Genomic DNA, 14870 nt, shown 5'->3' on the forward strand with positions numbered 1-14870 from the left:
CAAACAAGAGCCCTATTTTCAGCTTTTTCGCTGGACGATCAGCTCAGTCAATTCCTTCAATAATTGCTGCTCTCCAGGAAGTTCCGCAAGCGCGGCAAGCGCCTGTTGTGCGTGATGATCCAGTTTTTCTTTGGCTTTCGGCAAAGTCAGGATACCGGGATACGTGCTTTTATCGCTCGTCTCGTCTTTTCCGGCTGTTTTCCCGAGTTCTTCGGAAGTGCCGGTGACATCCAGGATATCATCCTGGATCTGGAAGGCCAGCCCCAAATGGCGGCCGAATGTAGAAAGCGCCATCAATTGCCCAGGACTTGCGCCGGCAAGGATCGCCCCGGAAATGATGCTATACGTCAACAAAGCGCCGGTCTTCAATACATGGACTTGCTCCAATTCTTCCAGGCTCAGCTGTTTTTCTTCCCCTTCGATATCGAGGACTTGGCCCCCGACCATGCCTTCTGCGCCGGCCGCTGTCGACAGTAAGTCGATGAGACGCACTTTGTCTTCTGCTGAAACATCTTCCAAGCGCGACAAGATGCCGAAGCTCAAGGTCAACAAGGCATCTCCCGCTAAAATGGCGACAGCTTCCCCGAACACTTTATGGTTGGTCGGCATGCCGCGGCGCAAATCATCATTGTCCATGCTCGGCAAATCATCATGGATCAAGGAATATGTATGGATCATTTCAATTGCAGCCGCCACTTTCAAGGAATCCGGATGGGCGGCGCCTTGTTCATGCATTGTTGCGAGCACGAGCATCGGCCGGATGCGCTTGCCGCCCGCTTGCAGCGAATAATGCATCGATTCCTTCAGGGATTCGGGAATCGCCAACCCTCTGATCAGCATTGCCATTTCCTGTTGGATAACCGGTTCATAATGGGTTCTGAATTGTTTTAAGTTCATTGCGCATTTCCTTCCCCTTCGATTTCAGCAGGGACTTCTTTGCCATCCTTCATCATCGTCACCAGCTGGTTCTCGGCATTTTTCAATTTATCGTGGCACAGCTTCGATAACTCCATGCCTTTCTGGTAAAGCGTCAATGCTTCTTCGAGCGGCACATCGCCTTGTTCGAGCAATTTGACGATTTCCTCCAACTGCTCCATTGCGTCATTGAACATCAAGTTATTTTCTGCCATTTAGTCGCGCTCCTTATCTTTTGGGTTGATCGCTTCGATGACGGTCTCGACTTCTCCGTCCTTCATTGAAAGGCTCAGCCTATCGCCAAGCTCCAACTGATCCACGGATTTCACCACTCCGCCTTCCTTGAACGGAATCGCATAGCCCCTGTCCATGATCTTCAATGGACTGAGCGCATCCAGCGTCCGGATCGCTGATTTCAATTGCTGTTCCCGTTGCCGGAAGACATGGGTGATGCGCTGGTCGAGACGTTCTCCAAGAACCGCGAGATCGCGCTCGGCCTGGCGGATTCGGTCAGCCGGGCTGCGGTTTTCCAATTGGCGGGAAAGCATGGCCAGGCGGTCTCCTGAACGCCTTACCGACATCACGGTCTCGCGCTGCAGGGCATCCGTCGCCCGTTCGATGCGTTCGATGAATGGCCGGTAGAGCCGGTCCGGGTATGCCATCGGATAGGAATTTTGCAGCTGCGTCAGGCGGATGCGGCGCTGCTCCAAATCGTTCGACATGAACCGGAACATCACTTGGCGTTGCCCCATGATGCGCTCAAGCAATTCGATGCGGCTCGGTACTGCGAGTTCTGCAGCGGCCGTCGGGGTAGCTGCGCGCAAATCGGCCACAAAATCAGCGATCGTCGTATCAGTTTCATGGCCGACCGCTGAGATGACCGGAATCTCCGATGCATAAATCGCTCGTGCCACCGCTTCTTCGTTGAATGCCCACAGATCTTCGATCGATCCGCCCCCGCGCCCGACGATCAAGACATCGCTGTCTGTGCGGTTGGCCTGCTGGATGGACTGGACAATCGACTGGACGGCTCCTTGGCCTTGCACCAATGTAGGAAACAGCACAATCTGCGCAAGCGGGTAACGGCGCTTGAGCGTCGTGAGGATATCCCGAACCGCTGCACCGGTCTGCGCCGTGATGACTGCCACTTTTTCAGGATATTCAGGCAGCTGCTGTTTATGCGCAGCATTGAATAAGCCTTCTTTGCTGAGCTTTTCCTTTAATTGCTCGAAAGCCAAATAATAATCGCCGATGCCGTCAGGCTGCATCGACTGGGCATATAATTGGTATTGTCCCGATGCTTCATATACAGAGATATCCCCACGGATCAAGACGGTCATGCCGCTTTCCGGTCGGAATTTCATCGATTTCGCCTTCGCTGAGAACATGACAGCCGGCATGCGTGCTTTCTGGTCTTTCAAGGTAAAGTAGATGTGCCCGCTTGTATGGATTTTTACGTTCGACAGCTCCCCTTTTACGTAGACATCACGCAAATGAGGGTCGGCATCGAATTTCTTTTTTATGTATTTCGTTAACGCTGCAACACTTAAGTACGGGTCGGTCGCCAAAATGTCAACCCCTGTCTATGGAAAGTAAAAAGCTGTCTTTCTTTCGAAAAACAGCCCTATTTGCTATTCATTTTACACGCTTTCGCTAGCTTTGTCTTTCGATAATCCTTTTTCAGCCGATAGCAATGTGTTTTCCATCAGCATTGCAATGGTCATCGGCCCTACGCCGCCCGGCACAGGCGTGATGTAACTGGCACGCTCGCGCACCGCGTCGAAATCGACGTCGCCGCATAATTTCCCGTTTTCATCCCGGTTCATGCCGACATCGATGACGACTGCGCCTTCCTTGATGTGGTCGAGCCCGATGAATTTCGCACGGCCGATCGCGGCGATGATGATATCCGCCTGCCGGGTCATCGCTTTCAAGTCCGGTGTTTTCGAGTGGCAATAGGTCACGGTCGCATCTTTTTGCAGCAGCAGTTGGCCGACCGGCTTGCCGACGATATTGCTGCGGCCGATGACAACCGCATGCTTGCCTGCGGGATCGATGCCGTAATGCTCAAGGAGCACCATCACCCCGTGTGGCGTACACGGCAAAAAGGTGTCCTTGCCGATCATCAGATTGCCGACGGAAATCGGGTGGAAGCCATCGACGTCCTTTTCGGGAGCGATTGCCGTGATGATCTTGAACTCATCGATCTGGGCAGGAAGCGGCAATTGCACCAAAATGCCGTGGATGTCCGGGTCGTTATTCAATTCATCGATTTTTTCAAGCAGTTCCTGCTCGGTCAGTGAAGCAGGGTATAAATGAAGATCCGAACGCATGCCCAATGATTCACATGTCTTCTTCTTGTTTTTGACATAGGTTTGCGAAGCGGAATCATCGCCCACTAAAATGACCGATAGGCCCGGGGTGATTCCGTCTGTTTTCAGTTTCTCTACACGTTGTTGCACTCGCTCTTTAATTTTCCGGCTTACGGCTTTTCCATCAATCAATTCAGCAGTCACGTAGATTCCTCCAATGGTTAGTTCGCAGTTTGGTCAGTGAATTTTGAAAGCACGCCGTTGACGAAACGGCTGGATTTATCGTCCCCGAAGGTTTTGCTCAATTCGATCGCCTCGTTCAAGACGACCCGGCTTGGTGCATCATCCATATATTCAAGTTCGAAAACAGCCATGCGCAGAATGGTGCGTTCGACTTTCGGCAGGCGCTCGAGCGACCAGTTTTGAAGATGGCCTTTCAATTTTCCGTCGATTTCCTGCTGCTTGCTGTTCGTGCCTTCGACAAGCAATTTATAGAACTGGTCGGTTTCGCCTTCCATGACATGTTCCATCGCCTCTTCGATTGTCAGTTCGGTTCCATCGAGCTGGAATAGCGTCTGAAGCGCCTTTTCCCGTGCTTCGTGTCGTTTCATCATAATTCCGGTCTCCTTTTTCAAGCTGATTATCCCCCCATTATACAGGTAATCCCGCAGAACTTCCAAGTTTGAAATGTTCCAACAAATCAGCGCAGGCGCACTGCAAGCATAAAAAAGAAGGCTGGCCGGAACATGCATGAGCATGTCCGGCCAGCCTGCTTATCAGTCCACTTGGGGATTGTCGAAATGTATACCGGTGATGTGCACATTCACTTCCTGCGTCTGCAAAGAAGTCATTGTCTCCAAGGTCTGGCGGACTTGTTCCTGGATTTTCTTGGCGGTGTTCGGGATCGACACGCCGTAGTCGATGACGCAATAGACATCGATTGCCAGCCCTTCGTCCGACAGCTCGGTTTTGATGCCTTTGCCATGGACTTTTTTGCCCAAGCGCTCAACGACACCTGAAGCGAAATTGCCGCGCATGCTGGCAACGCCTTCAATATCCGTCGCAGCGATGCTGGCGATTATTTCCAGCACTTCTGAGGCGACTTCGATGTTCCCGAGGTCCTGTGCACCGGGTGATTTCATTTTTACATAGGGGATTACTTTTTCTGCCATTAGATAGTTCCTCCTCAGGAGCCCATTACATCGTATTTTTCTAGGAATTTCGTATTGAAGTCCCCGGATTTGAACACCTCGTGATCCATGAGGCGAAGATGGAATGGAATGGTCGTGAAGACGCCCTCGACGACAAATTCATCAAGTGCACGTTTCATCTTGGCCACTGCTTCTTCGCGCGTATCCGCGAACGTGATGAGCTTGGCCACCATTGAATCGTAATAAGGCGGGATCGTATAGCCTGAATACATCGCTGAATCGACCCGTACGCCCAGGCCGCCCGGCGGCAAGTACATATCCACACGGCCCGCAGAAGGCATGAAGTTCTTCAACGGATTCTCCGCGTTGATGCGGCATTCGATCGACCAGCCTTTGAACGTCACGTCTTCCTGCTTAAAGGCGAGCGTCTCACCCGAAGCGACTTTCAATTGCTGCTGGATCAAATCGATGCCCGTGATCATTTCAGTGACCGGATGTTCGACTTGGATGCGCGTATTCATTTCCATGAAGTAGAATTTCTGGTTTTCTACATCAAAGATGAATTCTACTGTCCCGGCACCGCGGTAATTGACCGCTTGTGCCGCTTTTACGGCCGCTTCACCCATTTCAGCACGCAGTTCCTCCGACAATGCCGGAGATGGGGCTTCTTCAACGAGTTTTTGCATGCGGCGCTGGATCGAACAATCGCGTTCGCCGAGGTGGATGGCATTGCCATGCGAATCGGCAAGCACCTGGATCTCGATGTGGCGGAAATCCTCGATGAATTTCTCGATATATACGCCCGGATTGCCGAATGCTGCTGCCGCTTCTTTTTGTGTCATATTCAAGCCTTTAACAAAATCTTCGCGCGTTCTCGCGACGCGGATGCCTTTGCCGCCGCCCCCTGCCGTCGCTTTGATGATGACCGGGAAACCGATTTCCTCGGCGATCTTCAATCCTTCCTCTTCGCTTCCGACGATTCCGGTAGAGCCGGGAACGACTGGCACGCCTGCTTCGCGCATCGTTTCGCGGGCCACGTCTTTTGTGCCCATTTTCGAGATTGCCGCTGCTGTCGGCCCGATGAACATGATATCGCACGCTTCGCATAGTTCGGCAAAGCTGGCATTTTCAGCCAGGAAACCATATCCCGGATGGATGCCGTCGCAATTTGTCAGTTTTGCGACGCTGATGATATTGGAGAAGTTCAAGTAGCTGTCTTTCGATAATTTCGGCCCGATGCAATATGCCTCATCGGCCAGTTCAACATGCAACGCTTCTTTGTCCGCTTCTGAATAAACCGCTACGGTCTTGATATCGAGCTCTTTGCAAGCACGGATGATCCGGACGGCGATCTCCCCGCGGTTGGCAATCAATACTTTTTTCATCATCGTCAGCCCCCCTTAGTTTGCTTTTACGAGGAACAAAGGCTGACCGTATTCGACCAACTGGCCATCTTTGACTAGGATCTCAGCGATTTCCCCATCCACTTCTGCTTCGATTTCGTTAAAGAGCTTCATTGCTTCAACGATACAAACGACTTGGTCTGCAGAAACTTTCGTCCCGACAGCCACATATGAATCCTCTTCCGGGGACGGCGATTGATAGAACGTGCCAACCATCGGAGATAGGATTTTGTGCAAGTCTTCGTTCGACGCGTTGTCTGTCTCAGGCGCTTCCGTTTGGACCGGCTGTTCTGTCGGCGCAACTTCAACTGTTTCAGCTTGTTTTGGAGCTGCTGGCGCAGGTGCCTGTGCAGGTTCTTCAACCGATTTTGGTTGGACCGCTGCTGCCGGTTGTGAAGAACCGGATGCATTTTTCTTCATCTTGACTTTGACGCCGTCGAATTCATAACTGAACTCGTTGATGGAGGAATTATCCACCAATTTGATGATTTCGCGAATTTCCTGGATTTTCATATTATACCTACTCCCCTGTTATGTATTATTTTTAGCTACTTCCCTATTTTAGACTTTTTTGAATCATTTTGAAATAGCAAGACTGCTTTTTTAAAAAAGGCCTCTTAAAAGAGGCCTTTTCTACTTATTGGGCACGGGATACATACGAAGAATCGGTGGTATTGATGATTAGTTTATCCCCTTGGTTGATAAAGAACGGCACCTGTACTGACAGGCCTGTAGTCAGGATCGCCGGTTTTGAACCGCCGCTTGCCGTGTCTCCCTTGATGCCTGGGTCTGTTTCAGCCACTTCGAGGACGACTGTATTCGGCAATTCGACGCCAAGCACTTCGCCGTGGTATTGGATAACTTGCACTTCCATGTTTTCCTGCAGGAATTTCAACTCATATTCGATGCTTTTTTCCGGCAATTCGATTTGGTCGTATGTTTCCGAATCCATGAATGCATGCATATCGCCATTCGCGTACAAATATTGCATCTTGCGGTTGTCGATCTGCGCTTTCGCCACTTTCTCGCCGGCACGGAATGTTTTTTCATTGACCGCGCCTGTTCTCAAGTTGCGGAGCTTCGAGCGGACGAATGCTGCGCCCTTGCCCGGTTTGACGTGCTGGAATTCCATCACGCGCCAAATATCGTTATCCACTTCGATCGTCAAGCCTGTTTTAAAATCGTTTACTGAAATCATAGTAGTTCCTCCGTTTGTTATAAAATGCGAAGCTCTTTCGAAGAATGCGTCAAGCGCTCGTTCCCCGTCTCGGTTATCAGTATATCATCTTCGATGCGCACTCCGCCAATCCCCGGCAAATAGATGCCGGGCTCGACCGTGACAGCCATACCCGGTTCAAGCACAGTTTCCGAGCGGAATGACAGCCCCGGCCCTTCGTGGACCTCGAGCCCGATGCCGTGGCCGGTCGAATGCCCGAACGCTTCCCCGTAGCCTTTTGATTTGATGTAATCGCGCGCGATGGCATCCGCTTCGATGCCGGTCATGCCTGGCTTGATTTTATCGAGCGCCAGCACTTGTGAATCCAGCACCACTCGATAGATTTCCTTGAGCTTGTCGGATGGTTCGCCGACCGCAACGGTACGGGTGATGTCCGAGACATAGCCATTGTACAAGGCGCCGAAATCGAGCGTGATGAGGTCGCCTTGTTCGATTTTCTTGTCGGACGCGACGCCGTGCGGCAATGCGGAGCGCAAGCCCGATGCGACGATGATGTCGAACGAAGAAGAAGTCGCGCCTTGTGAACGCATATAAAATTCCAATTCGTTCGAGACCTGCAATTCCGTCATGCCGGGTTTGATATAGGTGCAAATATGCTCGAATGCATCGTCGGCGATCTTGGCTGCCGCTTTCAGCACTTCCAGTTCTTCCGGCGATTTCACCATGCGCAGCTTTTCGATCAGGCCGCTGACTGGTTCGAGGGCAGCGGATAATTTTTCCTTATACTGCGAGTAAGTCGCAAAGGTCATATAATCCTGCTCGAATGCCAGCCGCTCGACTGCCGCTTCCTCTGCAATGCGTGCCACTTCGTCAATCAAGCCTTTTTGCGCCTGGACCACTTTGAATTCCTTGACTTGCTCCCCAGCCTGCTCCGTATAGCGGAAGTCGGTAATGAACCAAGCATCATTCGGCGTGATGAGCGCAAGCCCAGCCGTTCCGGTGAAGCCTGTAATAAAACGAAGGTTGTATGGATTTGTCACCAGCAGGGAATCCAGTTCCCGCTTTTGCATTTGTTCGCGCAGTTTCATCAATTTCATCTGTTTCATCCTTTCTGTTGTCGAAGCAAGAGCGCCTGGAGCCCCAGCTTGTAGACATGCTTGCCGAGCCCTGCAATCTGTCCGATGGCTACCGGTGCGATATAGGAATGGTGGCGGAATCCTTCACGCCCGTGGATATTGGAAATATGTACTTCAACGACCGGCACCTGGATCGACTCGATGGCGTCGCGTATGGCGATGCTCGTATGTGTATAGGCACCGGCATTCAAGACGATGCCCGAGACGGCATCATCGTCCGCGCCATGGATCCAGTCGATCAGTTCGCCTTCGTGATTGGACTGGCGACAGATCAGCTCGAAGCCTTCCCCATCGGCGAATTCCTGCAGCTCTTGCTCGAGTTCCTGCAAGGTGAAGCTGCCGTACTTTTGTTTATCGCGTTTTCCGAGACGGTTCAGGTTAGGACCGTTCAACACCAGGACTCTCATGCCCCTGCACCCCTTTCTTGGCTTTCCTTTTCCATTTTAGCATACGATCACTTCGCAGCAAGCTAGAAGACGGGCTTAAGAGGGGACATAAAAAAAGCGGAAGCCTATTTTGGCTTCCGCTTTTTGTCACTGGAGAGTGTTCCTCCGGCTTTATGGAATTTCCTTTTACAGTCCGCATTTCAATTGGGCTGCGCAGTTCGTGCACGTATTGCAACCGCCCATTTCTTCCACTGTCCCTTTGCGGCAGACAGGGCAAGTATTACCTACTTCCGAACCGATCGTGACATTCGTTGAACGCAAGTCCTGGATCGTGTCGATCAAGACGACCGGGCGCTTTCCGGTGTCTTCTTCCTTGTGGTCTTCTTCGAATGTATTGTCTTCAGCTTTCAAAGTCAGCACCTGTGAATCACGGCTGCCGTCGACGTAGACTGTGCCGCCTTTGGCACCGCCTTTGTAGAGGCGCTCATAGACGCCTTCAACCTGCTCGACGGTATAGCCTTTCGGCGCATTGACCGTTTTCGAGATCGAGGAGTCGATCCAGCGCTGGATGATGCACTGCACATCTGCATGCGCTTCCGGCGCAAGGTCCATTGACGTGATGAACGCTTGCGGCAAGTTGTCTTCATCCGCATCCGGGTTATTTTTCAAATATTCACGGACGATATCCGCTTTCACTTCGATGAATTTCCCGAGGCGCCCGCTGCGGTAATATGTGAAGGAATAATACGGTTCCAAGCCTGTCGATACGCCCACCATCGTCCCAGTCGATCCTGTCGGCGCAACCGTCAATAGATGGGAGTTGCGGATCCCTTTATCGAGCACCGCTTGGCGGATTTCTTCAGGCATCCCTTGCATAAAGCCGGTTTCAGTAAATGCACGGCGCAAGTTCTCCGTTTCTGCATCTGTTTCGCCGACGAGGAACGGGAAGCTGCCGCGTTCTTCAGCGAGCTCAGTGGACGCTTCGTATGCTGCGACCGCGATCGTCTTGAAGATTTCATCGACCAGCTCATTTCCTTCAGGCGAACCGTATTCGCGGTCCGAGTAGATGAGCAGGTCGGCAAGTCCCATGACACCGAGCCCTACACGTCGTTCGCCGAGTGCTTGGACGCGGTTTTCCTCAAGGAAATAAGGGGTTGCGTCGATTACGTTATCCTGCATGCGGACACCAACGCGCACCGTTTCTTTGAGTGCCTCGAAGTCGACTTGCTTCGTTTTCGGATCCGCGAAACGCGCCAGGTTGACCGCTGCCAAGTTGCACACCGAGTAAGGAGCAAGCGGCTGTTCACCGCATGGATTCGTCGCTACGACTTTTTGGCCGTAAGCGGTCGCGTTTGTCTTTTCATTGGCATTGTCGATGAAGAAAATGCCCGGTTCTGCGGAATAGGTCGCGCACACATTGATCAAGTTCCACAGTTCGCGCGCTTTGATCACGCGGTATGTGCGGACCTTATGGCCGAGGCGTTCCCATTCGCGGACATCGCCGATCTTGTGCCATTCTTCGTTGTAGACGGCCATCTCTTCTTTCGAATACGTCTCCACTGCCGGGAAGCGCAGTTCGAAATCGGCGTCTCGCTCTACAGCTTCCATGAAATCCTTCGTCAGCGTAACGGAAATATTAGCGCCTGTCAGGAATTCTTCGTTGTGCACCGAGAATGTTCCGCCGTCGCGCAGCTTCGTCTCCGCATCACGCATGATTTTTTCGTTGAAGCCGCCCATGCCAGGAATCGCACGGTAGTTAAGCAAGCCTTGGTACATCGCTTCTTCCTGTTCCGTCAAAGGCTTGAACTTCAATTTATCGTTGGCCAGGCGCTTGATCGTTTCGTCTTGCGTGTTTTCGATCAAATAGCGCAGGATACGCGGATTCTGCATCTTGGAAATGATGAACTCCACGATATCCGGATGCCAGTCAGCAAGCATGATCATCTGTGCACCTCGGCGCGATCCGCCCTGTTCAACTAAATGCGTCAGTTTGGCGATGTCATCCAACCATGAAACGGAACCGGATGATTTGCCGTTTACGCCTCTTGCAAGCGTATTGCGCGGGCGAAGAGTCGATCCGTTCGTCCCGACACCGCCTCCGCGGCTCATGATTTCCATCACTTGCTTGCGATGGTCTGAGATGCCTTCGCGCGAATCGGCGACAAAAGGCATGACGTAGCAGTTGAAATAAGTGACATCGGTGTCAGCGCCTGCACCGTACAGCACACGGCCGGCCGGCACGAAGTTCAAGTTGACGAGCTGTTCGTAGAATTTCTCGAACCATTCGCTTTGCTTTTCCGGGGTTTTCTCGACCGCAGACAGCCCTTTGGCGTTGCGTTTGGCGATTTGCTCGTAGAATACTTCAAGCGGTTTCTCGATGACATCGATCGGGCGGTTCACGATGCCCTGTTCCACTTCTTCAGGGTTGTCGATGGCGCTGCGGTAATCTTCTTCGATCCATACGCGCGCTTTGTTCGCGTCCTGATCGATCGAGACGATGTATCCAAGCCCGCGTGCCGGGAACTTCGGGTCCTCTTTGACTGTCAGGACGACGAAATCACCGGCTTTCAATGTTTTCTTGCTGGTATCCTTGAAGGAATAGCGGTCGATCATGACCAGGCGGGATACGCCTTTATGCGTCTTCTTCATATCCTTCGTTACAGCGTGGACTTGCGGAAAAGCCTCAATGTCTTTGTTCAGGGACTCAATGTTCAATGTATAATCGGATTGTGTGGCGGAAACCATTTGACAAATCCTCCTTTGTATTATATGGAGTAAACACTATATATAGTATTATTACAATTCCCATGATACTATATATTGAAACTTACTCGCAATAACATTTTTATGATGGAAAATCGGCCTGCCCGGACAACCGAGCAATGGCAAGGGTTCCGCGTTTCGGCTCTCGCCAAAATGAGACGAAAGACACGTACGTTCGCATAATTGAGCACAAAAATCGGTTTAATTCCCCGCACAATCCGCTTGACAACTGCAAGTGCAGGCGCCGTGCGGTTCCGGCCGGCCGGCTTCACAGGATTGCCTCTGATTTGCCCAGATTACTGTAACATAGCCATTGAATATCCGTCACCTTATCTTTTATAATGGGTAAGTATAGAAAGGGGCAAGAACAGTGGAATTATTGTATATCACATTGGGTGTCGTCATTGCCATCCTCATTTTTGCGGTCGTCTCCTTCCTGCGCATCCGCAAAGCGGTCACCGACCTGAACCAGGAAGAATTCATCCAAGGCTACCGGAAAGCGCAGCTCATCGATGTCCGGGAACCAAAAGATTTTGCAGCCGGCCATATTCTCGGGGCGCGCAATATCCCGCAATCGCAATTGCGCCAGCGCTATAAGGAAATCCGTGCGGACAAACCGGTCTATTTATACGACCAGAACGGCGCCAGAAGCGGCCGTGTCGCATTGTTCCTGAAGAAAAAGGGCTATGACCAATTGTTCCAATTGCAGGGCGGCTTCAAGAAATGGACAGGCAAAATCAAATCCAAATAATCAAAAACCCCGGAAGCATTCGCTTCCGGGGTTTTTTTCTATTATTCGCTGCCTGTCGTTTTCTGGTAGCGGAGAACCGGCTTGCGGGCCGCTTTCGTTTCATCCAGCCGGTTGATGACCGTCGTATGCGGCGCATTTTGGACGATCTCCGGATTTTCTTCCACTTCACGCGCGATCTGGATCATCGCATCGATAAAGTTATCGAGTGTTTCTTTCGATTCGGTCTCGGTCGGCTCGATCATCATGCCTTCTTCCACATTGAGCGGGAAGTAAATCGTCGGCGGATGGTAACCGAAGTCGAGCAGGCGCTTCGCCATATCGAGCGTTCTGACGCCGAGTTTCTTCTGGCGGCGGCCGCTCAGCACGAATTCATGCTTGCAATGGCGGTCGTACGGCAAGTCGAAATGAGGCGCAAGGCGGCGCATCATATAGTTGGCATTCAATACGGCGTATTCAGTCACTTTCTTCAAGCCATCCGGCCCCATCGTGCGGATATAGGTATAGGCACGGACGTTGATGCCGAAGTTACCGTAGAAAGGCTTGACGCGCCCGATAGACTCAGGGCGGTCGTAATCGAATGTAAAGCCTTCATCTGTCTTGATGAGGATCGGTTTCGGCAAATACGGGATCAGGTCCGCATTGACGCCGACAGGTCCAGACCCTGGCCCGCCACCGCCGTGGGGGCCGGTGAATGTTTTATGCAAGTTCAAATGGACCACATCAAAGCCCATATCGCCAGGGCGCGCTTTGGACATGACGGCATTCAGGTTCGCGCCGTCGTAGTACAGCTTGCCGCCGACTTTGTGGATGATCGATGCCATTTCAAGGATATCTTCTTCAAAAAGGCCGAGCGTGTTCGGGTTTGTCAGCATGAGTGCCGCAGTGTCGTCGCCGACTACGCGCTTCAAGTCTTCTAAATCGACTAGGCCGTGCTCGTTCGATTTCACCGTCACCGTCTCGAAACCGGCGACTGTCGCAGAAGCCGGGTTCGTTCCGTGGGCAGAATCCGGCACGATGACTTTCGTCCGGTTGAAATCCCCGTTCGCTTCGTGGAAGGCACGGATCATCATGAGGCCCGTCCACTCACCGTGTGCCCCAGCAGCCGGCTGAAGCGTCACTTCGTCCATGCCGGTGATTTCCTTCAAATGTTCCTGTAGGTCGTACATCAATTCCATCGCGCCTTGTACAGTCGATTCCTCCTGAAGCGGGTGGATGTTCGCGAAGCCTGAGAAGCGCGCGACGGATTCGTTGATTTTCGGGTTGTATTTCATCGTGCACGAGCCCAGCGGATAGAATCCAGAATCGACACCGTGATTGCGTTTCGATAGCGCTGTGTAATGGCGCATGATATCGAGCTCCGAGACTTCCGGCAATTCCGCAAATTCTTCACGGACAAGTTCTTGGCCGAGCAGTTCATTCAAATCCACTTCCGGCACATCAAGTTCCGGAAGGCTGTAGCCGACGCGGCCTTGTTTGGTCATTTCAAAAATGAGTGGCTGGTTGTCTTTATGCATGGGAAGCCTCCGTTTCTCGCACGAATGCATCGATTTCCTGTACAAACGCGTCGATTTCTTCTTTAGAACGCTGTTCAGTGACCGCAATCAGCATATGCCCTTGCAACTCGTCATAGCTCAAGCCGAGGTCATAGCCGCCGATCATGCCTTTTTCGAATAAAGCCGCATTCAATTCCTTGACCGATGAATCGACCTTGACGGCAATTTCGTTGAAATGTGCGCCGTCGAATGCGATTTCAAACCCGGATTTCTTCAGCTGTTGCTTCATGTAATGTGTCTTGGCGATGTTCTGCACCGCAATTTCCTTCGTGCCTTCCTTGCCGAGTGCCGTCATGGCGACAGAAGCCGCAAGGGCGTTCAAGGCCTGGTTCGAACAAATATTCGAAGTGGCTTTATCGCGGCGGATATGCTGCTCGCGCGCTTGCAAGGTCAGGACGAACCCGCGTCTGCCTTCATCGTCCGTCGTCTCGCCGACAAGGCGCCCCGGCACTTTGCGCATCAATTTCTGTGTCACGGCGAAATAGCCGCAATGGGGGCCGCCGAATGCTTCAGGAATGCCGAACGGCTGTGCATCGCCCACTGTGATATCCGCCCCGAATTTGCCCGGTGGCGTTAGCGCACCAAGTGCCAGCGGATTGGAAGAGACGGTGAAAAGAGCACCCGCTCCGTGGACGATCGGTTCGATTTCTTTCAAATCCTCCACTTGACCGAAAAAGTTCGGGTATTGGATCATGACGGTTGCCGTGTTTTCATCGACCATTTCCTTCAAGGCGCCAATATCCGTACGCCCGTCTTTCAACGGGATTTCCACAACGTCGATCGATTGGCCGAGCGCATATGTGCGGACTACGTCTCTTGACTCGGGATGGACGGCACGGGAAACGAGGATTTTCTTGCGGCGTGTTTGGCCGGCTGCGAGCATGCCCGCTTCTGCGAGTGCCGTGCCGCCGTCGTACATTGAAGAGTTCGCGATATCCATGCCGGTGATTTCTGCGATCATCGTCTGGAATTCGAAAATCGCCTGCAGTTCACCTTGGGAGATTTCAGGCTGGTAAGGCGTATAGGCAGTATAGAATTCCGAACGCGAGATGACGTGATCGACAATGATCGGTTTGTAATGGTCATAAACACCTGCGCCGAGGAAAGACGCATAACGGACTGAATCCGCATTCTTGCCGGCAAGCTGTGCCAATTCCTTCGTCAATGCCGATTCGGATTTGGCAGGCTTGATGTTGTATTCGCCTTTAAAGCGTACTTTTTCAGGAATATCCGAAAACAATTCGTCGATCGATTGGACGCCGATCGTCTCGAGCATGTCTTTTTCATCTTGGGAAGTCATTGGTAAATAGCGATGTTTCATCG

Annotated in this window: 15 protein-coding genes; 1 reads left to right on the forward strand and 14 read right to left on the reverse strand. The window is 52.0% G+C overall.

The window, feature by feature from the left end:
* Positions 1–18: 18 nt before the first annotated feature.
* The 12 genes from DP119_RS07150 to DP119_RS07205 all read right to left on the reverse strand — a co-directional run bounded on the left by DP119_RS07150 (position 19) and on the right by DP119_RS07205 (position 11225).
* A complete protein-coding gene (locus DP119_RS07150; protein WP_112232262.1) occupies positions 19–897 on the reverse strand; it encodes a polyprenyl synthetase family protein in 879 nt (292 codons plus the stop codon).
* Entirely contained in the window at positions 894–1130 is a 237-nt protein-coding gene (gene xseB, locus DP119_RS07155) for an exodeoxyribonuclease VII small subunit (RefSeq protein ID WP_068869076.1), read from the reverse strand. The genes DP119_RS07150 and xseB overlap by 4 nt, the downstream gene beginning before the upstream one ends.
* A complete protein-coding gene (xseA, locus tag DP119_RS07160; RefSeq protein ID WP_112232264.1) occupies positions 1131–2483 on the reverse strand; it encodes an exodeoxyribonuclease VII large subunit in 1353 nt (450 codons plus the stop codon). It abuts the gene before it with no gap.
* A gap of 72 nt (positions 2484–2555) precedes the next feature.
* Positions 2556–3431: a bifunctional methylenetetrahydrofolate dehydrogenase/methenyltetrahydrofolate cyclohydrolase FolD gene (folD, locus tag DP119_RS07165; protein WP_112232266.1), complete on the reverse strand. Its 876-nt coding sequence runs from the start codon at positions 3429–3431 to the stop codon at positions 2556–2558.
* A 17-nt stretch (positions 3432–3448) separates the two neighbouring features.
* Positions 3449–3838 carry a transcription antitermination factor NusB gene (gene nusB, locus DP119_RS07170; RefSeq protein WP_112232663.1) on the reverse strand — a complete coding sequence of 130 codons (390 nt, stop codon included), beginning with the start codon at positions 3836–3838 and terminating at the stop codon, positions 3449–3451.
* Between the two features lie 165 nt (positions 3839–4003).
* Complete coding sequence (locus tag DP119_RS07175) at positions 4004–4399, reverse strand: Asp23/Gls24 family envelope stress response protein (protein ID WP_058380877.1); 396 nt, start codon at positions 4397–4399, stop codon at positions 4004–4006.
* Positions 4400–4413: 14 nt separating this feature from the next.
* A complete protein-coding gene (gene accC / locus DP119_RS07180) occupies positions 4414–5766 on the reverse strand; it encodes an acetyl-CoA carboxylase biotin carboxylase subunit (protein WP_112232268.1) in 1353 nt (450 codons plus the stop codon).
* Between the two features lie 12 nt (positions 5767–5778).
* The gene (gene accB / locus DP119_RS07185; protein WP_112232270.1) at positions 5779–6294 is read right to left on the reverse strand and encodes an acetyl-CoA carboxylase biotin carboxyl carrier protein; all 516 of its coding nucleotides are present in this window, start codon (positions 6292–6294) and stop codon (positions 5779–5781) included.
* A gap of 124 nt (positions 6295–6418) precedes the next feature.
* Entirely contained in the window at positions 6419–6979 is a 561-nt protein-coding gene (gene efp, locus DP119_RS07190) for an elongation factor P (RefSeq protein WP_112232272.1), read from the reverse strand.
* Between the two features lie 17 nt (positions 6980–6996).
* Entirely contained in the window at positions 6997–8055 is a 1059-nt protein-coding gene (locus DP119_RS07195; protein WP_112232274.1) for a M24 family metallopeptidase, read from the reverse strand.
* Between the two features lie 5 nt (positions 8056–8060).
* Entirely contained in the window at positions 8061–8501 is a 441-nt protein-coding gene (gene aroQ, locus DP119_RS07200; RefSeq protein ID WP_112232276.1) for a type II 3-dehydroquinate dehydratase, read from the reverse strand.
* 165 nt (positions 8502–8666) lie between these two features.
* Complete coding sequence (locus tag DP119_RS07205; RefSeq protein ID WP_112232278.1) at positions 8667–11225, reverse strand: vitamin B12-dependent ribonucleotide reductase; 2559 nt, start codon at positions 11223–11225, stop codon at positions 8667–8669.
* A gap of 388 nt (positions 11226–11613) precedes the next feature.
* Between DP119_RS07205 and DP119_RS07210 the strand changes: the two genes are divergently transcribed.
* Positions 11614–11994, forward strand: coding sequence for a rhodanese-like domain-containing protein (locus DP119_RS07210; RefSeq protein ID WP_068869066.1), 381 nt, complete (start codon positions 11614–11616; stop codon positions 11992–11994).
* 41 nt (positions 11995–12035) lie between these two features.
* Here the strand turns inward: DP119_RS07210 and gcvPB are convergent, their stop codons facing one another.
* Together gcvPB and gcvPA are read right to left on the reverse strand one after the other, a co-directional pair.
* Positions 12036–13508 (reverse strand): aminomethyl-transferring glycine dehydrogenase subunit GcvPB, encoded by a 1473-nt coding sequence (gcvPB, locus tag DP119_RS07215; RefSeq protein WP_112232279.1) that lies wholly within the window; start codon positions 13506–13508, stop codon positions 12036–12038.
* Positions 13501–14868 carry an aminomethyl-transferring glycine dehydrogenase subunit GcvPA gene (gcvPA, locus tag DP119_RS07220; protein WP_112232281.1) on the reverse strand — a complete coding sequence of 456 codons (1368 nt, stop codon included), beginning with the start codon at positions 14866–14868 and terminating at the stop codon, positions 13501–13503. Before gcvPA ends, gcvPB begins: the two co-directional genes overlap by 8 nt.
* Positions 14869–14870 lie beyond the last annotated feature (2 nt).

The organism is Planococcus maitriensis, from assembly GCF_003289925.1.
GTDB classification, from domain to species: Bacteria; Bacillota; Bacilli; order Bacillales_A; family Planococcaceae; genus Planococcus; species Planococcus maitriensis.